Source organism: Pseudomonas sp. 4CAES_32.4 (genome assembly GCF_058136335.1).
The window spans coordinates 2,931,780-2,952,929 of record NZ_CM176882.1 but is presented as its reverse complement, the minus strand read 5'-3'; the positions used below and the strand labels follow the sequence as shown (position 1 = coordinate 2,952,929).

Annotated in this window: 20 protein-coding genes and 1 pseudogene; 14 read left to right on the top strand and 7 right to left on the bottom strand. The window is 56.6% G+C overall.

Translation table 11 applies throughout. From position 1 onward, the window contains the following. Positions 1-6: 6 nt before the first annotated feature. The 7 genes from AC3Y64_RS13245 to AC3Y64_RS13215 all read left to right on the top strand — a co-directional run bounded on the left by AC3Y64_RS13245 (position 7) and on the right by AC3Y64_RS13215 (position 7,909). A complete protein-coding gene (locus tag AC3Y64_RS13245) occupies positions 7-2,079 on the top strand; it encodes a type VI secretion system Vgr family protein (protein WP_489987804.1) in 2,073 nt (690 codons plus the stop codon). Continuing rightward, positions 2,076-2,927 carry a DUF4123 domain-containing protein gene (locus AC3Y64_RS13240; protein ID WP_489987803.1) on the top strand — a complete coding sequence of 284 codons (852 nt, stop codon included), beginning with the start codon at positions 2,076-2,078 and terminating at the stop codon, positions 2,925-2,927. Before AC3Y64_RS13245 ends, AC3Y64_RS13240 begins: the two co-directional genes overlap by 4 nt. A 57-nt stretch (positions 2,928-2,984) precedes the next feature. After that, positions 2,985-3,779, top strand: a complete 795-nt coding sequence (locus AC3Y64_RS13235) for a hypothetical protein (protein ID WP_489987802.1) — start codon at positions 2,985-2,987, stop codon at positions 3,777-3,779. A 12-nt stretch (positions 3,780-3,791) separates the two neighbouring features. After that, positions 3,792-5,924, top strand: coding sequence for a lipase family protein (locus tag AC3Y64_RS13230; protein WP_489987801.1), 2,133 nt, complete (start codon positions 3,792-3,794; stop codon positions 5,922-5,924). Between the two features lie 137 nt (positions 5,925-6,061). Beyond that, positions 6,062-6,712, top strand: coding sequence for a DUF2931 family protein (locus AC3Y64_RS13225; RefSeq protein ID WP_489987800.1), 651 nt, complete (start codon positions 6,062-6,064; stop codon positions 6,710-6,712). Between the two features lie 439 nt (positions 6,713-7,151). Then, positions 7,152-7,421: a DUF2790 domain-containing protein gene (locus AC3Y64_RS13220; protein WP_489987799.1), complete on the top strand. Its 270-nt coding sequence runs from the start codon at positions 7,152-7,154 to the stop codon at positions 7,419-7,421. Positions 7,422-7,510: 89 nt separating this feature from the next. Continuing rightward, positions 7,511-7,909, top strand: a complete 399-nt coding sequence (locus tag AC3Y64_RS13215) for a hypothetical protein (RefSeq protein WP_489987798.1) — start codon at positions 7,511-7,513, stop codon at positions 7,907-7,909. Here the strand turns inward: AC3Y64_RS13215 and AC3Y64_RS13210 are convergent. After that, positions 7,906-8,175, bottom strand: coding sequence for a DUF1652 domain-containing protein (locus tag AC3Y64_RS13210; protein WP_122595853.1), 270 nt, complete (start codon positions 8,173-8,175; stop codon positions 7,906-7,908). The genes AC3Y64_RS13215 and AC3Y64_RS13210 overlap by 4 nt on opposite strands. 368 nt (positions 8,176-8,543) lie before the next feature. On the opposite strand from AC3Y64_RS13210, the gene eco reads away from it, so the two are divergent. After that, the gene (gene eco, locus AC3Y64_RS13205; RefSeq protein ID WP_489987797.1) at positions 8,544-9,029 is read left to right on the top strand and encodes a serine protease inhibitor ecotin; all 486 of its coding nucleotides are present in this window, start codon (positions 8,544-8,546) and stop codon (positions 9,027-9,029) included. Positions 9,030-9,058: 29 nt separating this feature from the next. Here the strand turns inward: eco and ilvA are convergent. Next, positions 9,059-10,048, bottom strand: a pseudogene (gene ilvA, locus AC3Y64_RS13200) (threonine ammonia-lyase, biosynthetic); the annotation flags it as partial. A gap of 253 nt (positions 10,049-10,301) precedes the next feature. Between ilvA and AC3Y64_RS13195 the strand changes: the two are divergent. Further along, positions 10,302-10,637 carry a DUF2834 domain-containing protein gene (locus tag AC3Y64_RS13195; RefSeq protein WP_489987796.1) on the top strand — a complete coding sequence of 112 codons (336 nt, stop codon included), beginning with the start codon at positions 10,302-10,304 and terminating at the stop codon, positions 10,635-10,637. 79 nt (positions 10,638-10,716) lie between these two features. On the opposite strand, the gene AC3Y64_RS13190 is transcribed toward AC3Y64_RS13195, so the two are convergent. After that, positions 10,717-11,862: a PQQ-dependent sugar dehydrogenase gene (locus AC3Y64_RS13190; RefSeq protein WP_489987795.1), complete on the bottom strand. Its 1,146-nt coding sequence runs from the start codon at positions 11,860-11,862 to the stop codon at positions 10,717-10,719. 51 nt (positions 11,863-11,913) lie between these two features. After that, a complete protein-coding gene (locus tag AC3Y64_RS13185) occupies positions 11,914-12,249 on the bottom strand; it encodes a hypothetical protein (protein WP_489987794.1) in 336 nt (111 codons plus the stop codon). 189 nt (positions 12,250-12,438) lie between these two features. Here AC3Y64_RS13185 and ku point away from each other — a divergent pair, with 189 nt between their 5' ends. Continuing rightward, positions 12,439-13,305: a non-homologous end joining protein Ku gene (gene ku, locus AC3Y64_RS13180; RefSeq protein WP_489987793.1), complete on the top strand. Its 867-nt coding sequence runs from the start codon at positions 12,439-12,441 to the stop codon at positions 13,303-13,305. Positions 13,306-13,423: 118 nt separating this feature from the next. Here ku and lpxO read toward each other — a convergent pair whose 3' ends face one another. Beyond that, a complete protein-coding gene (lpxO, locus tag AC3Y64_RS13175; RefSeq protein WP_489987792.1) occupies positions 13,424-14,323 on the bottom strand; it encodes a lipid A hydroxylase LpxO in 900 nt (299 codons plus the stop codon). Positions 14,324-14,702: 379 nt separating this feature from the next. On the opposite strand from lpxO, the gene AC3Y64_RS13170 reads away from it, so the two are divergent. After that, positions 14,703-16,289 (top strand): ABC-F family ATPase, encoded by a 1,587-nt coding sequence (locus tag AC3Y64_RS13170; protein ID WP_126363634.1) that lies wholly within the window; start codon positions 14,703-14,705, stop codon positions 16,287-16,289. A 258-nt stretch (positions 16,290-16,547) separates the two neighbouring features. Next, complete coding sequence (locus AC3Y64_RS13165) at positions 16,548-17,735, top strand: MFS transporter (protein WP_489987791.1); 1,188 nt, start codon at positions 16,548-16,550, stop codon at positions 17,733-17,735. Positions 17,736-17,828: 93 nt separating this feature from the next. Here AC3Y64_RS13165 and AC3Y64_RS13160 read toward each other — a convergent pair whose 3' ends face one another. Continuing rightward, complete coding sequence (locus AC3Y64_RS13160; protein WP_158956128.1) at positions 17,829-18,866, bottom strand: alpha/beta hydrolase family protein; 1,038 nt, start codon at positions 18,864-18,866, stop codon at positions 17,829-17,831. A gap of 236 nt (positions 18,867-19,102) precedes the next feature. Then, a complete protein-coding gene (locus tag AC3Y64_RS13155; protein ID WP_489987790.1) occupies positions 19,103-19,714 on the bottom strand; it encodes an FMN-dependent NADH-azoreductase in 612 nt (203 codons plus the stop codon). 128 nt (positions 19,715-19,842) lie between these two features. Between AC3Y64_RS13155 and AC3Y64_RS13150 the strand changes: the two genes are divergently transcribed. Continuing rightward, on the top strand, positions 19,843-20,751 hold the full coding sequence (locus AC3Y64_RS13150) for a LysR substrate-binding domain-containing protein (protein WP_158956294.1): 909 nt from the start codon (positions 19,843-19,845) through the stop codon (positions 20,749-20,751). Beyond that, positions 20,748-21,107, top strand: coding sequence for an MmcQ/YjbR family DNA-binding protein (locus AC3Y64_RS13145; RefSeq protein ID WP_236429783.1), 360 nt, complete (start codon positions 20,748-20,750; stop codon positions 21,105-21,107). Before AC3Y64_RS13150 ends, AC3Y64_RS13145 begins: the two co-directional genes overlap by 4 nt. Positions 21,108-21,150: the final 43 nt, after the last annotated feature.

The following is a 21,150-nucleotide window of genomic DNA, read 5'->3' as shown; positions in this document are numbered from 1 at the left end:
CAAGGCATGCTGGACGCCAACGCAACCCACATTACCCTCACGCTCGAAGGCGCCAACGCCGACCTGCAAGTCCTCAGCTTCACCGGTCGCGAAGCCCTCAACGAACCGTTCCGTTTCGACCTCGAACTGGTCAGCGCCCGCCCCGACCTGAAACTCGAAGAACTCCTGCACAAACCCGGCGTGCTGACCTTCGGCGCCACCGGCGAAGGCACGATCCACGGCCTGGTCTATCGCATCGAGCAAGGCGATTCCGGCAAGACCCTGACCCGCTACAGCATCAGCCTGGTGCCGCAACTCGCCTACCTGCGCCACAACCACGATCAGCAGATTTTTCAGCAACTGACGGTGCCGCAAATCATCGGGCAGGTGCTTGAGGATCGCGGCATTCTGGCCGACGCCTACGACTTCCAGCTCGGCGCCGAATACCCGGCACGCGATTACTGCGTGCAGTACGACGAGTCCGACCTGCACTTCATTCAGCGCTTGTGCGAAGAGGAAGGCATCCATTTCCACTTCCAGCACAGCAGCAGCGGGCACAAACTGGTGTTCGGCGATGACCAGACGGTTTTCCGAAAGTTGAAACCGGTTATTTACCAGCAAGATTCCGGCATGAGCGCCGACAAACCGGTGATCAAGCGCTTCAACCTGCGCCTGGAAACCCGCACCACCCGCGTTTCTCGCCGCGATTACGACTTCGAAAAACCGAAGATCCTCCCCGAAGGCGCAGTCAAATCCGACTTCGCCCCGGATCTTGAGGACTACGACTACCCCGGCCGTTTCACCACCCGCGAGCGCGGCAAATTCCTCTCCACTCGCGCCCTCGAACGCCATCGCAGCGACTACAAACTCGCCGAGGGCAAAGGTGACGAGCCAACCCTGACCAGCGGCCATTTCCTCACCCTCGCCGAGCACCCGCGCGGCGAGTGGAACGATCTGTGGCTGCTGCTGGAAGTCTTCCACGAAGGCAAACAACCGCAAGTGCTCGGCGAAAACGTCACCAGCGACGTCACCGACAACAAAAGCGATTTCCACCAAGGCTATCGCAACAGCTTCCTCGCCACGCCGTGGGACGCGCACTACCGCCCTGCCCTTGAACACCCGAAACCGAAAGTCCTCGGCAGCCAGACCGCCGTCGTCACCGGCCCCGCAGGCGAAGAAATCCACTGCGACCAATACGGGCGCATCAAAGTGCAATTCCACTGGGACCGCGAAGGTCAGTCCAACGACAAAACCACCTGCTGGATGCGCGTCGCCAGCGGCTGGGCCGGCGCGGCTTACGGCGGCATCGCCATTCCGCGGATCGGCATGGAAGTCCTCGTCACCTTCCTCGAAGGCGATCCCGACCAGCCGCTGGTCACCGGATGCCTGTACCACAAGGAAAACGTCGTCCCCTACGACCTGCCGGCGAACAAAACCCGCAGCACCTTCAAGACCCTGAGTTCACCGGGCGGCAAGGGTTACAACGAATTCCGCATCGAAGACAAGAAAGGCGTCGAACAGATCTACATCCACGCCCAGCGCGACTGGGATGAAAACATCGAGCACGACCAGAAAATCCGTGTCGGCAACGAACGGCATGACACCGTTGAAGCCAACACGCTGAGCGAGTTCAAGGTTGAAGAACACCGGATTACCCATCTGGATCGAATCAGCGAGATGCGCGCGAATGATCACCTGACGGTGGGTGTGACGCAGCATTTGAAGGTCGGGACTGCGCAGTTTGTTGAGGCGGGGACCGAGATTCACTACCACGCTGGCGAGAAGGTTGTGGTCGAAGGCGCGATGGAGCTCACGGCCAAGGCTGGTGGGAGTTTTGTGAAGGTTGATGCGGGTGGTGTGACCATTAGCGGTGCCGAGGTGAAAACAAACTCGGGTGGTGCTCCGGGCGCGGGTACGGGTATCGCCATTCTCGAACCGGTCATTCCATGGGCTGCCGCGAAAGACAAGGCCGGCGCTCTACTCGTTCCTGCCGCCGTGCAAATGGCCATGGCCAAAGCGGCTCGTGCAGCTGGCGATATCCGCTGCCCGATCTGCGAAGCCTGCCGTGAGGGGAAATGTGATCTGGGAGCCACCGCATGAGCGATACCCTTAACAATTGGCTAGGTGAACAGGCACGGCTCAATCGCGTACTGATCCTGATCGTCGACAGCCTTGCCGAGCCCAATCCGGTCACTCCGCTGTACAGCGCCGGAGTCATGCAGCGCTCTGTGCAGCTCTACCGCCGCACCGAGTTCGCTCAGTTCGCTGCCATCAGCCCGTGGCTGGCTGAACTGCAGAACTCAGGCAATGAAGAGTTTCGAAAACTGCTGGACGACCCACAGCGCAACTGGGGCTGGATCGGCAGCATGGACAAGCCTGATCTCGACAGCCTGACGCAGCATTGGATCGCACGCATGGTCATCGACGAAGATGGTGAACGCTCGCTGTTCCGCTTCCAGGACAACCGCGCCCTTGCTCGTTGCCTCGGCAATATGAAGGAGAGTGAATGGCCGCTGCTACTCGGGCCCATCAGCAGCGTGCTGTATTGGGATGAGGATCAATGGCAAAGCGCAGATAACAGCAAGCCAGGAATGTATGCGGTGCCGAATCCCGCACCGTGGTTACAAGTCCCCACCCCACCAGAACGCACCCGCGAAATCTTGAGCACTAACCTGAAACGCTGGTTGCTGGTGTATCACGCCGAAGCCGCCGCGAAGCTTTCGGAAACCCGCGGCATCCTCGAATGGCTCGAAGAACAGATTGACCTGCTCGAAGCTTGGCAATGGAGTATTCCGGAACAGCGGCAGTTCATGTTGACCCTGCGCCTAGACGCTCAGTGCGTACAGGATGTCGCTTGGGAGCCCCTGCCGGGAGAGACACCGGATCAGCATTACGGAAGATGCGAGCGTTTTTTCGCAACGCAATCAAACGAATTGGCTCGTGGTTGAGAACAATCTTAATAGAGCGCGGCACGCTCGAAGCTTACGCCGGACAAGGAGTATCGAATGCGGTACCACAAAATTTTCACTGGATTTGTCCGTAGCCTGCTGATCGGTCTGGGGGCGATTAGTGTGACAGGCTGCTCAGTTGCGCAGCAGGAAAGTTTTACTCTCGTTACTGAGCTTCCTCCAGGATTCAAAATTAGAGGCGAGGCACAATATGTACCCCGGGCCGGAGAAACTTGCAGTGTTCCTGCAAAGAAAGGACGAGATCATCCAGGTTTCAAGTTCTTCAAGCAAGAGTTCAGCGAAAAGGCAGAGACTGCGCATTTTCAAGTCCCGTTGAGTAGCGTGGAAGGAGGCTGCCCTTTAGTTTTAGACAGCTTTGATTATGAAGTTGATGCCAAGTATGCATCCGGATTTGATCAAGTCGGAAGAGACCACACAGGAATCGCTTTTGAGGAGGGTGCGGCTGACAACCTGGAACTTCCTACGCCGACCACTCTGCAACGAGAGTGTGAATGGTTGTTTCGTACGATGGGGCCAGATCGGATTATCGCCAAAATTCTCAAGTGCACCGCTAAGGCAACACCGGAACAGACTATTGGTGCTGTAGCAAAGGGACCTTTAAAACGATCCCAACTACATGGAAAGACGTTGAACGTTTCTTTCGTCGTCAAAGAAGAGGAACGTCCTTACATGGGTGATAACTGGGTCAAATTTCCACAAGGATGGAAGCGTTGCATGGGTAAAAGCTTGGACGACCCATATGCCTTCTGCAATGGCAATACTACTGACTTCAAGCCGTTCAAGATGCCCGACGGGCGGAGTTGCACCGTTTACCCGACCTGTAATGAATAAGGATATTTTTTGATGCCATTGCAGACACCTTGCGATCCCTTACTCAATGGAAAATCTGAAGCATGCCCTTTGCGTGGCGACTGGATTAGTTTTCAATTAGTCGACGAGAATGGCGATGGGAAACCTTATGCTGGCTTGTCTTACGCTCTTCAGGACAGTGCCCATCAAACATATTCCGGTGTACTCGGACCCGATGGTTCAGCGAAAGTCGTCAACCATTACCAAGGGCCTGTCGTCCTCACGATAGACGAACCGTACCAAGGGGCCGAAGCTTTTTATAAAGCTCTTACCCAGCGAGAAAGCTATCCGCTGCCAATTTCCGAGTTGCAAGTGAAAGCTGAAAACACGCGGTTTATTCGGAAGGATGGCGCGCGCGTAGAAAAAAATCCGGCCAAGGAAAAAGCTGATCAGTTTTTTCAAATTGAAGTCAGAGATCTGGTCAGCAAGTCAGCACACCTGCCGCCTTACTCCCCAAGAAAATATCCTCCCAATTTCAGCCTGCTCAAGATTATGGGAGATTTGGGCTTTGGTCCCGACGAGTCGCTGCTTCAAGGCATTGCGCTGCTACCGAACAAACATTCGGTTCTCGAAGTAAGACCTCTTCGAGCATTTCGACCGATGCTATCCAAAGACAACAAATTCAGCGCCTTGAACTTGTATCAATTGTCATTATTTGCAGCTCTTAGCTATCGAAATTTTGGCCAATCCCCCGATAAAAATCCAATCACCGACACAGTGTCTTTTCCTCTCGACGCCACCGTTGGAAATATGTTCGGAGAGGGTATGGCTTGTTATAAAGAATTAGGGAAAATCGACCCGCAACAGCCCACTGCTTATTATCCACTTTACGAAGACGTGCCGTACTCGAAACGTTTCGAAATACTGCCATTCGATCCGGCTCTATATGACCAAAACAAACCAGAGCTCGGCACTAAACAGGAGCACCCTGCGAAGCTGCATTTCTTTGATGATACCGAAGAGGAAAGTGGAACCAACACTCAAGGTTTCATTACACATCACGACGAAATTATTCTTATATCTATACGCGGAACTTTAGAGGGGGTGGATTTTCTTCGGGACGCTGATGCAGAGCAAATTCCTGTCAAGGTTGGCGTCGGAAAAGCTCACCAAGGTTTCTACTTGGCCTACGAAGCAATCAATACTTTCATTCAAACTTACCTCAACAGATTCCATATTGATCAGAAAGTTATTATTTGCGGTCATAGCCTGGGAGGCGCCATTGCAACCTTGCTCGCCGAAGCGCTTAGACAAGGCACTAATAAATACGACGTCTTGCTCTACACCTACGGCTCCCCAAGAGCAGGCGATGCAGACTTCGTACAAGGCGCTGCTGCCTTAGCGCACCATCGTATGGTCAACGACAACGATCCGATTCCAAGTGTGCCAGCACCATGGATGAACACTCGAAAAAGTGTCTGGATGTCTGGTGTAGCCCTGAGCTTTATTACTGCACCGATAGGAGCTCTGATCTTTGCTTTGGGGCTAACACGTACGGGCGGGTCTCCCTACGAACACCAAGGTGCTTTGCACCATTTCATGCCGGTGCAATTCAAAGGTCGCGAACACTCGTCAATTCTCTGGAATCCAGGCTGCGAATCCATCGAAGAAGCAGCCTGTACAAGGGCTGTGAAAAAATTTGGAGATCTGCCTGACCGTGCCCTGTTTATTCAACAGCTGTTCCAAATGAAACATCACTTTATGATTGATTCGTATATTCCCAACGCTTGGGCTACGTTGCGCCGCTGGCAGCAAACCCAGGAAAGCGGTCGTACGGTTTTGACAAAAACTGAATACGATCAGATCTACTACGAGCTGCAGGAAATGCAGGATCGATTGAAGTCCAAAGAGATTGAGTTGAGCCAATCCTACCAATCCGACCGTCGAGAAGCTCAGCAGCAGGTAAATGTATTAAGGGCCGAAATCGGACGACTTGATACCTCTCGGCAGCGCCTTCACACGCTTACCTTTCTCAAACTCGCGCCAGAAGATATCTACGGTTCTTCCATCCAAGCGCCGGAACATGATCAGAATGTTGAGCGCTGGATGGCGAAGAAAGAAAACACTGTCGAGGTTCAAATTGCCATGATCCCTCAAGCGAACAGCGCTAAGTTGAGGACCGCGTAACATAGTACGAATGTGCCACCACTCAAGGGTACGGCACTCTGAATAGGGGGACGTCCAAATCGACGTCCCCTTTTGGCTAATTTGGACCAATATCCGTGTGAGCATGAAAGCGTATTTTTTGCGTAGGGTAGATCTAAATGCATAGATTTATACGCTTCACTCTCGCAGCCCTGTTGGCCATTAGCTGTGCCTCTGTCAATAGCGAACCGTTGCCTTATAAATCATGGCATCTGGGTTTTTCTGCCCCCGATTACATGGAAGTCTGGATAGAGACAGCGGATATAATCGATGTTCAAGGCCAAGTTTTCAGACGGGCAATGAGCGGAGTGGCCTCATTACAAACGCCCCCCAACAACTCCGGCGACCCACGCGGCTGGCCGAAGAGAATTGGTATTGGAAGCGGCAAATATGTGACCGGCGCAGACTTGCCGAAAAAAATCTTCGTACGGTGGCAGTCGTTGGTAGAGCCCCAGACCTACAAAATGGAAATTGATATATCTGAATCAACTCGAGAGCTGATGCGCAAAGAAGAAAAAGCATTTTGCGCAGCTGACGGAAAATGGATCACTGGTTATCGTCAATCAATTGCCGTGCGGCTAGTACCTGGTGGTATCGCTAAAGTCTGGGTTGGTGGGCCTTGTATGACGCCAATCGAGATCGCAAGTATCAAGGCTGAAGTAGACCCCCGAGGTCCGTACGAAGGCAAGTCCGATGGTCAGTACGATTCACTTTCAGATGTTTCCAAGGCCTACGTTGAAAAGTTTGGCGTGCCGTATGGTTCTTGGTAATTGAACAGGGGGGAGTCGCGCGCGACGCCTCTTCCATCCTGTGCTCAGACTTTAAGCCGGCGTCTTTCAATCCAGCATCCGCTGCTTCGCCACCTGCAGCAAATCATTCCCATCCTGCGTCGGCAGTTACATATGCAATCGACTATTCTCAGGTGACCAAACCCGAACCACTGATTTTGCAGCGGCAACCGACAATAACCGCCCCGCTCTACCCGCCGAAAGCAGACAAGGCACCGGCCTTTGTAGGAATTCGCCAAACCTTCCGAAGAAAACCACCCCACTCCCTGACAGCCGGCGTTCAGCTCGGTTAACCATCGCTTAACGCTGTGGTCAAAAAATGTACTGAACCGCACGCCCTCAGCCATCCTGGCTGTCGCCCAGTGCGGCAGGTTCGGCTGAATCACGCCGAACTCTAGAACCGACACTCGGGAGTCCTTTCATGAACATTCGTCCTTTATTGCTCAGCGCCGCCCTCGCCTGCACTGCATTTGCCGGGCTGGCCCAGGCCAATGACACGTCCGCCACCTCCAAAGCGGTGCCTTATGAGTACGGCATGCCGTTGCATGTGGCAAAAGTGGTGGCGTTGACCGAGCCGCCCACTCTGGACTGCAAGGTGATCACAGCCGACATGAAGTACATCGACGATAACGGTAAGCCTGGAGAAATCAGCTATCGGAAATTGTCTGACGCGTGCAGCTACCAGAACTGACAGAAAGCTCTGATTTGCCGGTTTGCGGTAGGCGTGGAGGGTTTCGGCGGTTATGCTCGGGGCCCTCTTCACTGCCGCAAGGATTGGCCATGCAGTTGTCGTTTCGCACGTTGTCGGGTATTACCGCGTCCCTTTGTTTTCTGCTCGCATTGGGCTGGGGATTTGTCCCCGAAATGATCTTGGCAATCTGGAGCATCGAGTATTCAGAGGGTGCCGGGTTTGTCGCGCGGCGCAGTGCGGTCCTGTTTGCAGCGTTGGGGTTGATGTTTTATCTGGTGCGCAACGCGCCGCCGTCGCTGGGCCGCAATGCGCTGAGCAACGGCTTTATCGTTGGTTGTTTCGGTTTGGCGGTGTTGGGTTTTGCGGAGTGGCTCAACGGTCATGCCGGCCCCGGGATTTTGCTCGCGGTGCTGGTCGAGTTCGCGCTGGGCCTTGGTTTTGTGCAGGCCCGGCGCGTGACGGTCGAACTGGGTGAAACGGTGCGTTAAACGGCTCTGGATCGCGGACTGTAGTGCTGTTGCGCAGTCTGCTTGTTCAGGTCCGATCGCAACCCTGCGATCAGTTCGTTTATTTCACGACAGCCATTGAGGTGGCTGGCGTCGATTCCACTGACCAGTAAATCGACCTGATCGGTTTGATGATCGCCGAACACTTTGACGGTCATCGACAGATCCGGCGACAACGTGCACTGGCAGCGTTTAGGCAGAAAACTGCTTTCAATGATATTGCGTAGTTCCAAGGCAGACAGAAACATGGCGAACCCTCTCCTTACTGTGAGATTGCCAATCAAGTATTCACGCTGACCGTTGCAGCCCCTGCACGGGTGTATCCCCGCTGTTTCCCTGGGTGCGACAAGCGGTTGTACTGCGAAATGCCCATTGGAGTGTAGGCGCACAAACCCGGTGCGCCGCACTAAAACAACGCATAAAACGTGCCTCTCATCGGTTGATTTTGACCCTCGAAAAATCAAGCACTTGGCGAAGTTGCCAGCGTTTTGCTATTTGCAAAATGCAAGATCAACCCTTTGCAGCACTGCAATTTGCAAGTCGACAGCGGTTTGCAATCATCTACCATGACAGTAAGAATGCCGCTCACTCACCCTACACCCGCACGGAGGCACCCATGGGTTCTTTACGCGTCTACGCGACCACCGGCCTGATCATCGCCAGCCTGTCCAATCTCGCCAATGCGGCCAAGCTCGAAGACGTCGCACCGTTTCCGAAAGCCGAAGCCGGTTTCAGCCGCCTGGTCATCCACCTGCCCAAACAAGAGCAGGAAGAGAACTTCCAGGTTGAAATCCTCGCCGGCAAAACCCTTGAGGTGGATTGCAACCGTCAACGTCTGGGCGGCGTGCTCGATGAAAAAAATCTCGAGGGCTGGGGCTATCCGTTCTATCGCCTGGAAAAAGTCATCGGCCCGATGAGCACGATGATGGCCTGCCCGCCTGGTAGCCAGAAGAAACGCGCCTTTGTACCCGTCGTCGGCGATGGCTTCATGCTGCGTTACAACAGCAAATTGCCCGTCGTGGTGTACGCACCCTCGGACGTTGAAGTGCGTTATCGCATTTGGTCAGCCTCGGACAAAGTCGGCACCGCACTTCAGCAATAATTCACCTACGCCGGTGCGCCGCATGCCGCCGCGCGCTCGGCGACATGGCGCAGGCTGTCGAAGTTGATATTGGCGCCCGAGTCGATGGCAACGAAGGTTTGATCGCGAGCGCCGGTCCGCGTCACGTACTGCTTGATTCCGGCAACCGCCAGAGCACCGGAAGGCTCGGTAATCGAGCGGGTATCGTCGTAGATGTTCTTGATCGCCGCGCAGAGGTCGTCGTTGCTGACAGTGATCACCTCGTCCACGCAGAAGCGGCACACCTCAAATCCGAATGCGCCAATCTGCGCCACCGCCACACCGTCGGCGAATGTGCCGACATTGGGCAGCACCACGCGTTGATCAGCCTCCATGGCGGCTTTAAGACACGCCGAATGCTCGGACTCCACGCCAACGATCCGTACTTCGGGACGCAGGTATTTGATGTACGCCGCGATGCCCGCGATCAAACCGCCACCGCCCACTGGAATGAAGATCGCATCCAGGGCGCCTTGATGCTGACGCAGAATTTCCATGGCCACCGTACCCTGCCCGGCAATCACCTCAGGATCATCGAAAGGTGACACGAAGGTGCGTCCAGTCTGCTCGGCCAATTGCAGGGCATGGGACAGGGCAAACGGAAAGCTTTCGCCGTGCAACAACGCTTCGGCGCCGCGACTGCGCACGCCAATGACTTTCAACTCGGGTGTCGTGGAAGGCATGACAATCGTGGCGCCGATGCCCAGTTCGCGTGCCGCCAATGCCACACCTTGCGCATGATTGCCGGCGGATGCGGTGATCACCCCGCGTGCTTTCTGCTCGTCACTCAGTTGGACGAGTTTGTTGTAAGCACCGCGAATCTTGAAGGAGAACGTCGGCTGCAGGTCTTCGCGTTTAAGCAAGATCCGGTTACCCAGCGCTTCAGACAGTGCTGGCGCCGCTTGCAACGGTGTACGCACGGCAATGTCATACACCGGCGCAGCCAGGATCTTCTTTACATAGTGCTCAAGCAGGGTTTGCTGGTCGGCGGTGTACGGCATGGTCGTCTCCTGACGTTTTTGTTCAGAACCCCGGAGACAGAAAGTAAAAACCCGCCTCTAGGGCGGGTTGGGTGCTGCAGTCGTGAGCTAGCCCGCCAAATGAGGAATGGCGGTAATAATGCTTGGCTGGCAGCGCAATACGGTGAAAGTCATGGGCTGAAAATTAGCCTGAGCGCGGCGGGCAAGTCAATGGTCAATTTCGCTCGACGGCTGTAGGCTGGCGATTCTGCTCATCACTTCAAGGAAGGAATGCATGATGTCTGTCGCCCTGCCTCTTACGGCCCTGCTTGCGTTTACCGGTTACACGGTTTCAGTGATGCTCCAGGCTGAACAATCGTTGATTGATTTTGGCATCAGCCTGATGTCCCGCCCGGATACGGCACAGGTGGTGATCGACTTGTACCTGTTGGCGACTCTGGCTGGAGTGTGGATGGTCAAGGATGCGCGCTCTCGCGGGCAGACGGTTTGGTCGGTAGTGCCTTATTTGTTGCTGACGGCGGTTTTTGTGTCGATTGGGCCGTTGTTGTATCTGGTGGTGCGCGGGGTTCGGGAGCGTCGCAAAGAGACGAATGTGGCTCAAGTGGAGTGATTGACTGCAAGCCAGCTCCCACAGGGTTCTCGACTTGGCGACGATGCCAAAGTAAATCCGAGCGCCCTGTGGGAAATGATTATTTCAGGCCCAGTTTGTACAGTGAGCCCTTTTCTTCGTCCGTCAGCACATACAGATAACCATCCGGCCCTTGCCGAACATCTCTGATCCGCTGCTTCAGTTCGCCAAGCAAACGCTCCTCATGCACGACCTTGTCGCCATCGAATTGCAGGCGGATCAATTCCTGCGTGACCAATGCACCGATAAACACGTTGTGCTGCCATGGCTTGAAGCGATCGCCATCGTAGAACGCCATGCCCGTGACTCCGGGTGATTTCTCCCAGACATGATGCGGGCTGACGGTGCCTTCAACGGTTTTGCCCTGGGCTTCCGGAATGGCCAGCATCGAATAGTTGATGCCATGGGTCGCTAGCGGCCAGCCGTAATTCTTGCCACGCTCAACGATATTCACTTCGTCGCCGCCACGGGGCCCGTGTTCGTTCTCCCAGAGCGTGCCAGTCCATGGATTAAGCGCGGCGCCCTGCGGGTTGCGATGGCCGTAGGACCAGATCTCCGGACGGACACCGGACTGGCCGACGAAGGGGTTGTCGTCCGGCACTTTGCCGTCGGGGTAGATGCGCACGACTTTGCCTTGCAGCTTGTCGAGATCCTGCGCGGTGGGCCGGTCGTTGTTTTCGCCAAGGGTGATGAACAGATAACCGTCACGGTCGAACACCAGACGTGAGCCGAAGTGATTGCCCACCGAAAGCTTCGGCTCCTGACGGAAAATCACTTTGAAGTCCTTGAGTGTCTTCAAGTCGTCCGACATTCGCCCTCGTCCCACCGCTGTTCCGGCCTTGTCGCCGGCACCACCGCCCTCGGCGTAAGACAAGTACACCAGCCGATCCTGCTTGAAGTCCGGCGACAACGCCACATCGAGCAAGCCGCCCTGCCCCTTGGCCCAGACCTGCGGCACTCCTGTGATCGGCGCGGATAACTTGCCATCGACACCGACAACCCGAAGATTGCCGGGGCGCTCGGTCACCAGCATGCCTTGGCGATCCGGCAGAAACGCCAGCGCCCATGGGTGTTCGAGCCCTTGTGTGATGGTGGTGACTTCAAGGGTGCCCTGTTCACTTTGCAGTTCTTTGGGCGCTGCGGCGAATGCCGGCACGCTGATCAACGCGCCCGCACACAGGCTGGCTAGAAGGGTTTTACGCAACATTCACGATTCCTTTTGTTCGTTTCAAAGACTGGCAGGCATCAATCCTGCCGTTCAACGGGTCGTACCGGTGCTTCGCGAAGGTGGGTTGGGAATGAAGGTTGGCGGTGTACTCGGCACCGATCGGATCGGATGGCCATTGCCAATGCCGCGGTTTTCGACCGTGGGCTGACGTGGCGTCGGCACGGTGTTCGGAGCGCGCATGGGCGGACTGCTGGGTTGAGTGCCCTGCATGCTGTTGGGGTTAGCCCGGCGGATCGGGCTGTTGTAAGGGTTGTTACTGGTGCCGGTGGGACTTTGTGCGAGCAACAGCGTTGCAGTCGGCTCGTCCGCGTGAGCCCAGCCCGCGCCGAAGCTCAGGAAAGCGATGACCCAGAGAATTCGTTTCATGGAGCGGCCTCTCGATGCGCCAGGGATGGAGCCTTCGAGTCCACGCTACGCCGAGGGTTCGGATTTGTTAAGTCACAGCACTTAAACAACATGTAACACGGCTTGACCGAGTCACGGGCAGCCGCCGCAATCCCTGGAAACTTTCGCGCTGCGCCACAGGTCACCTGATCATCACTCGGAGAACTCACCATGGCTCGGGCAATCTGGAAAGGCGCGATCAGTTTCGGACTGGTACACATCCCCGTCGCGCTGGTCTCGGCGACTTCGTCGCAAGGCGTGGATTTCGACTGGCTCGACAGTCGCAGCATGGATCCGGTGGGCTATAAACGCGTGAACAAGGTGACCGGCAAGGAAGTCACCAAGGAACACATCGTCAAAGGTGTGGCTTATGAAAAGGGCCGCTATGTGGTGCTCAGCGAAGAGGAAATCCGCTCGGCGCACCCGGTTTCAACGCAAACCATCGACATCTTTTCCTTTGTCGATGCCGAGCAAATTCCGCTGCAGAACATTGATACGCCGTATTACCTGGCCCCCGACAAGCGTGGCGGCAAGGTCTATGCGTTGCTGCGCGAAACCCTGAGCAAAACCAACAAGGTCGCCCTCGCCCGCGTGGTCTTGCATACACGCCAATACCTGGCGGCGTTGATGCCGTTGGAGTCGGCGTTGGTGTTGGTGAAGCTGCGCTGGCCGCAGGAGGTTCGCAGCCTCGATCAACTCGAATTGGGCAGTGAAGTGACCGAGCCGAAACTGGCCAAAGGTGAGCTGGACATGGCCAAGCGGCTGGTACAGGACATGAGCGCGGACTGGAAGCCCGAGGATTACAACGACGAGTTTGAAGACAAGATCATGGCGCTGGTCGAGAAGAAGGCCCATGAAGGCAAAATCGAGGACGTCGAGACGGTGGGTGGCGAGGAAGAGCGTAAATCGGCTGATGTGATCGATTTGACCGAACTGCTTAAACGCAGTCTGGGTGGGAAAGCGCCGGCGAAGCCGAAAGCGAAGGCCGAGAAACCGGCGAAAGCTGCGCCGGCGAAGAAGGCCAAGAAAGCGTCCTGAAGTTTCTTGGTTCGTTTTAAGGCCCCTTCGCGAGCAAGCTCGCTCCCACAGTGGATTCAACCGAGATCCAGTGGGAGCGAGCTTGCTCGCTAAGGCGTCACGCCAGGCGCCGCAAAAATCAGATCAGAATGAAGATCGCCAGCAAACCACCAAAGATCGCCCACTTTTCCATGTAATACAGCTTGCGATTGCGCTTTTTCAGCTCTTTGCCGCGCAGACGGATCTTGTAGATCCTGGTAAACAAACGGTTGATTCCACCCGTTTTATCCCCCGCATCATTTGGCGCACCTGCCGCTGACATCACGGTACGGCTGAACCAGCTGTTGAACGCTGCCGCCCAGCGATACTTCATCGGACGCTCAATGTCACAGAACAGGATGATGCGGTTTTTGTCGGTAGTGTTTTCCGCGTAATGAATGAACGTCTCGTCGAACATCACCGCTTCGCCGTCGCGCCAGTGATAGTTCTCGCCGTCGACGTTGATGTAGCAACCGGCATCATTCGGCGTTTCCAGGCCCAGGTGATAACGGTAGGACCCAGCGTAGGGGTCGCGATGACGCACCAGTTTCGACCCCGGCGGCAACTCGGCAAACATCGCCGCTTTGATGGTGCCGATGCTCTGCACCAGTTCGGTGGTGCGCGGGCACAGTTTCATCGCCGACGGGTGGCTGTCGCCGTACCACTTCAGGTAAAAGCGTTTCCAGCCGGTTTTGAAGAAGGAATTGAAGCCTACATCGTCATACTGGTTCGAGCGTTTGATCTCACCGGCACGCAGCAGATTCTGGCCTTCTTCGCGGATCTCCTGCCAATGCGCCTGCAAGGGGCTCAGATCAGGAAATTCCGCTGGATCGAGAAACGGCTTGTTGGGCTTTTTCGAAAACAGATAAAGGAAGCAATTGATCGGCGCAAGAAAAGACGAATGGTCGCTGAGTTGCCGACCCAGTTTGTGACGCACACGGCCACGAAGATGAACGTATGCAATCGAAATGACATAAATAGCAGCAATGATGAGTTTCACGGAGATCGTCACACGTCAGAAATGAACAAACTGCGCGCCGGGCGGCTCTAGCCCCGCGTCTTATGCAGCGGTCTGAATACAAATGGCACGTCCTTGAGCCCACGCCATTACAGGGCGCTGAGTTGAATGGATGGCATTTTAGCCACACTTTGTAACCGATAGTGAACCTTGAACTGTGAAAAACTGTCCCGCGTTTGCGCCAATCGGCATTGCAGACGTCATCACCCTATCGTTTAAAGAGCCAGACCAGTACAATCGCCGCCAAACTTTACGCGCCCCCCTTGGTTGATGACGGGTCTTTCCCGCTTCAGCGCACTTTGACTCGGGCCAAGCGCTCCAGCCGCACCCTCGCTACTCGAATGCTTCGCAGGAAAAACTCTTGATTTCTACAGCTAACATCACGATGCAGTTCGGCGCCAAGCCACTCTTCGAAAACGTTTCGGTCAAATTTGGCGCGGGCAACCGCTATGGCCTGATTGGCGCCAACGGTTGCGGTAAGTCGACCTTCATGAAAATCCTCGGCGGTGACCTTGATCCGTCCGCAGGCCAGGTCATGCTCGAGCCGAACGTGCGTCTGGGTAAATTGCGCCAGGACCAGTTCGCCTACGAAGAATTCACCGTGATCGATACCGTGATCATGGGTCACGAAGAGCTGTGGAAGGTCAAGGCCGAGCGCGATCGCATCTACTCGCTGCCGGAAATGTCTGAAGAAGACGGCATGGCCGTGGCCGAGCTGGAAACCGAATTTGCCGAAATGGACGGCTACACCGCCGAATCCCGTGCCGGCGAGCTGTTGCTGGGTCTGGGTATTCCGCTGGAACAGCATTTCGGTCCGATGAGCGAAGTCTCGCCAGGCTGGAAACTGCGCGTATTGCTGGCGCAGGCACTGTTCTCCGATCCGGAAGTGCTGTTGCTCGACGAACCGACCAACCACCTGGACATCAACACCATTCGCTGGCTGGAAAACATCCTGACCCAGCGTAACAGCCTGATGATCATCATCTCTCACGACCGTCACTTCCTGAACAGCGTGTGCACGCACATGGCTGACCTGGATTACGGCGAGCTGCGCCTGTTCCCGGGCAACTACGACGAGTACATGACCGTGGCGACCCAGTCCCGCGAGCAACTGCTGTCGGACAACGCCAAGAAGAAGGCGCAGATTTCCGAGCTGCAATCGTTCGTCAGCCGCTTCTCGGCCAACGCCTCGAAAGCCAAGCAAGCCACTTCCCGTGCCAAGGCGATCGACAAGATCCAGCTGGCCGAAGTCAAGCCTTCCAGCCGTGTCAGCCCGTTCATCCGTTTCGAGCAGAACAAAAAGCTGCACCGCCAGGCGGTCATGGTCGAAAAAATGGCGAAAGGTTTCGACGGCAAGCCACTGTTCAAGGACTTCAGCTTCCAGGTTGAAGCTGGCGAGCGCGTAGCGATCATCGGCCCGAACGGTATCGGCAAGACCACGCTGCTGCGCACCCTGGTCAACGAACTGACCCCGGATGCCGGTAGCGTCAAGTGGACCGACGCCGCGGAACTGGGCTACTACGCTCAGGACCACGCGCACGACTTCGAAGACGACGTCACCCTGTTCGACTGGATGGGTCAGTGGACTCAGGGCGAGCAGATGATTCGCGGTACTTTGGGCCGCATGCTGTTCTCCAACGACGAAATCCTCAAGTCGGTCAAAGTGATTTCCGGTGGTGAGCAAGGTCGCATGCTGTTCGGCAAGCTGATCCTGCAGAAGCCGAACGTGCTGATCATGGACGAACCAACCAACCACTTGGACATGGAATCGATCGAGGCGCTGAACCTGGCGCTGGAAAACTACCCGGGCACGCTGATTTTCGTCAGCCACGACCGTGAGTTCGTATCGTCCCTGGCCACGCGCATCATCGAGCTGAGCCCGAATGGCGTGACTGACTTTAGCGGCACGTACGATGACTACCTGCGTAGTCAAGGCGTCGTGTTCTAAAACGCTGCTGCAATCTGAAAAGCCCTGTCCATGTGACGGGGCTTTTTGCATTCAGGACGCTGATCGTTCCCACGCTCTGCGTGGGAATGCATCCCGTGACGCTCCGCGTCACACGAGCCGGACGCGGAGCGTCCGTGGCGGCGTTACCACGCAGAGCGTGGGAACGATCAGTGAAGGAAAGTAGTTAGCCTGCTTTCTTTTATCCAACACCCAAGCCATCATGCGAACTCTCCCACCGCCGCCCGCGAACGAGTTCTCATGTCTGCGCAGCAACTGCCACCGCAAAGCTCCATGGCGATCACCCTGCAGATCGTCTCCATCGTTTTCTATACCTTTATTGCCTTCCTCTGCATCGGCTTGCCCATTGCGGTGTTGCCCGGTTATGTCCACGAACAATTGGGCTTCAGCGCGATCATCGCGGGGCTGGTAATCGGCTCGCAGTACCTTGCGACCTTGCTCAGCCGGCCGATGGCCGGACGCATGTCCGACACTGTCGGGACCAAACGGGCGATCATTTATGGCTTGTGGGGCATTGTCCTCAGTGGGGCGCTGACGCTGCTATCGACCCTGTTGCAAAGCTTCCCGCTGACCAGTCTGTTGATATTGATCGTCGGGCGCTTGTTGCTCGGGATCGCGCAGGGCTTGATCGGGGTCGGCACGATCAGTTGGTGCATGGGCCAGGTCGGTGTTGAACACACGGCGAAATCCATCGGCTGGAACGGCATCGCGTCTTACGGTGCGATTGCCATTGGCGCGCCGCTGGGTGTGGTGATGGTGGCTGATTACGGATTTACCAGCCTTGGCATTACCCTTTCGGTGTTGGCGGCGGGCGCACTGCTGTTGATTCGTAACAAACCTTCGGTGCCGGTGATTCGTGGCGAACGTCTGCCGTTCTGGGCAGTGTTCGGCCGAATTGCACCTTATGGCGCCAGTCTGACCCTGGCCTCGATCGGCTATGGAACGCTCACCACGTTCATCACCCTTTATTACCTCAATCGCGGCTGGACCGGTGCGGCTTATTGCCTGACCGTGTTCGGCGTGTGCTTCATCCTCTCGCGACTGCTGTTCATTTCGGCGATCAGCCGCTTTGGCGGTTTTCGCTCGGCGATTGCCTGCATGACCATCGAAACGGTCGGTCTGGTGCTGCTGTGGCTGGCACCCTCCACGGCCTTCGCCCTGATCGGCGCGGGGCTGGCCGGGTTTGGCCTGTCGCTGGTGTACCCGGCGCTTGGGGTCGAGGCGATCAAACAGGTGCCGAGTTCCAGTCGCGGTTCGGGGCTGGGTGCGTATGCGGTGTTCTTTGATCTGGCGCTGGCGATTGCCGGGCCGTTGATGGGCGCGGTGGCGTTGAATCTGGGGTATGCGTGGATATTCTTCAGTGCGGCGTTGTTGTCGGTGATTGGGTTGGGGTTGACCCTGATGCTGATGCGTCGAGCGAAGGATTGAAAAAACAGGATCAAAAGATCGCAGCCTTCGGCAGCTCCTACAGGATGTACGCCATTCCCATGTAGGAGCTGCCGAAGGCTGCGATCTTTTGATCTATTGATCGGCGGTTTGCATACCCGCACGCGTTGATTGGCCCAGCGCATGGGAGAAAAACCGACCGGCCTCGGAGATCAGATTGCGGTGAATGTCCTCGCGATCAACGCCATCGGCGTCAGTGCACAGCGCCGGCATGGCGAGAATCTGTTCTTCATTGCATGGCGCCATGAACACGAAGTGCCCTGCCCCGGCCAACAATTTGAAATCCGGCGCGGTCGGCAGTTTGCGCGCCAGAGCCGCAGCGTTTTTATCGAACGCGACCAGTTTGTCGCCATCCCCGCTATAGAGCAGCACCGGCACGTGGACGTCGGCCAAGGTGTGCCGGCCGAATTTCAGGCTCAACGGCGCCATCAACAACAGCGCATGCACACGCGGATCGGCCACCGGTTGCAGGTCATCGCGATCGACGATCAATTCACCCTGCGTATTACAGGCATCACGATCATCCGGACGCTCCTGGCAATAACGACGCAGGCGATCCAGATCCGGTTGCGCACCGGAAAGAATCAACGCGGTTTCGCCCCCCGCCGAATAACCGATCACACCGACCTGATTGGCGTTGACGTAAGGCGCGAGCATGCGGTCGCCCAGGGTTGCGGTAATCGCTTCGGAAATCTGGATCGGCCGCCCGTAGAGGTTGCTCAGGGTGCCGAGTCGGCTGTGGTCTTTGGAGTTGTCGCCGGGATGGATCACCGCCACCACGACAAAACCTTTGCGCGCCAGCGAGGTTGCCAGATCGTGCAACGCCAGCGGCGTGCCGGTGTTGCCGTGGGAGAGCATCAACATTGGAAAGCGGCCGATGGCGACTTTGGTGTCTTCGCCGGCCTCGACTGAGTAGCCCTCAAGCAGGCTCATGTGCTCGCGGTCGCTGGACGGATAGAACGCGATGGCGCGCATCGGTTGCAGGTCCAGTGGATCGAGGAAGGTCATCTCGTGATAACCGACGCTCCACACAGGATGACGTCCAGGCGCAGCTTGCACTGAATTCAGGCTGCCGAGCAGGCAAATCAGTAACGTTGCACAAAGACGCATCATGGGATGCCTCACCCTGTTGTTACTCAATCGAAAGATCCGTTGCGTTGCGGGCCTGAAATACCGGGGATTCGGCGTTTCGGTACGACAATGCATTCAGACGCTGATTGTGTGATTGCATAACCCGGGCCAGATTATGTAACAGCCGGAAACAAAAAACTCCGTATTTGGCCCTTGCAGAACCAGAATACAGAGTTTTTTGGGTGTTACCTGAACATCAGCTGTTGTTTACGCAAGCCTTACGCAGCGGCAAACAGTTGCTCGCTGATTTTCGCCTGCGCAGCGGTCATCGCGTTGTTGCGCACTTCGTCGCCATACGCCAGGCCTTCGGCACGGACGATTTCGATGTCGGTGATGCCAAGGAAGCCCAAGACCAGCTTCAGATATTCTTCGTGTGCGATGCCGCTGGCCTGGCCGGCATGAATGCCACCGGAAGTCGAAACGATCACCACTTTCTTGCCGCCGCACAGGCCTTCAGGGCCGGCTTCGGTGTAACGGAAGGTTTGACCGGCGACAGCAACGCGGTCGATCCACGCTTTCAGTTGTGTCGGCACGGTGAAGTTGTACATCGGCGCAGCGATAACGATGGCGTCGGCAGCGATGAACTCGGCCAGCGTCGAGGCGCTCAATTCGGCTTCGTGCTGTTGTGCGGCGTTGCGCAGCTCAGCGGTAGTGCCGGCGGCTACCAAGGTAGTCGACGAGAAGTGGCTGATGGCGTCGGCGGCCAGGTCACGGTAAGTCACCACAGCGCTCGGCTCGGCGACTTGCCAGGCTTTGACGACTTCGCTGCTCAACTGACGGGAAGCCGAGTTGTCGCCCAGAATGCTCGAATCGATATGCAGCAGTTTCATGTGGGTTCTCCTGGAATGAATCGCCGGTGGCGACGGAATGGAGACAATCCTACGCAAGAAACCAATGGATGATTAGCCGCCTGCAATGCGATAGTTTGTCCCATTGATAGGACAATTGGATTCTGCCGATGCAAGACCTCAACGATCTCTACTATTTCGCCAAAGTCGTCGAGGCTGGCGGCTTCGCGGCAGCCGGGCGATTGCTGGGCATTCCCAAGTCGCGCTTGTCCCGGCGTATTGCCGAACTGGAAGAGCGCCTCGGCGCGCGTTTGCTGCAACGCACCACCCGGCAACTCAACCTCACGGCCGTCGGCGAGCGCTATTTGCGTCACTGCCAGGCGATGTTGCTGGAAGCGGAAATGGCCGATGAGGCCGTGGCGAGCATGTCCAGTGAACCGCGCGGCCGCTTGCGCGTGTCGTGCCCTACCGGTCTGGCGCGGGAAATGTTGCCGTGGGTGATCAGTGAATTCCTTGGCAAGTTCCCCCAAGTGCAGCTGGAGGTGGTTTTGCTCAACCGTCGCGTTGATCTGGTCGGCGAAGGCTTTGATGTTGCACTGCGCGTACGTGAGCACGGTGATGAAGATCCGTTGCTGGTGACCCGACGCTTGCGTCAGGCGCAGATGGTCGTGGTTGGCAGCCCGGCGTTCCTTCAGGGCCATACCGTGCAGCATCCGCAAGACCTGAAAAACCTGCCGGTGCTTGGCGCGCTGGAGGCCGACCGCATGGTGCATGTGCGCCTGCTCGATCAACAGGGCAACCCTTTCGAGTTGAGCATGGAGGCGCGGCTGGGCATCGACGATTTTGTCGTACGCAAGGCCTGCGTCCTGGCGGGCCAGGGGTTTACTCTGTTGCCGATGATGTATTGCGAGGCGGAGCTGGAAAACGGCACGCTGGTGCAGATGCTGCCGCAATGGTCACTGCCCGGCGGCTGGCTGCAAGCGGTGTATCCGCATCGACGCGGGGTGATGCCGGCGGTGCGCGCCTGGATTGATCACCTGGTCGAATCGTTCAATGCCTGTGGGGAGCGGTTGTTATGAAGAAGGGAAAGATGAGCGAAGCGGACGTCGCTGAATTCTGTCTGGCGTTGCCGGGCGCGCGAGAAGATTACAAGTGGGGCGGCGTGCGGGTATTTTCGATTGCCGGCAACAAGATGTTTGCCTTGCAGGGACTGCGCGGCGATTCACTGGCATTCAAGGTCGACAAAGATCTGTTTCTCGGTCATTGCGACCGCCCGGGCATTCACCCGGCGCCGTATCTGGCGCGGGCGCAGTGGATCATCATGCACCCGCCCTACCCGTTGGCTGCCGAGGAGTTGCAGGGGTTGTTGCAGCGATCGCACCAGTTGGTGGTGAGCAAATTGCCGAAGAAAACCCAAATCGGTTTATTGCTGTAAACCCAATCTACTTGTGGGAGCTAGCCCTGCTAGCGATGAGGGA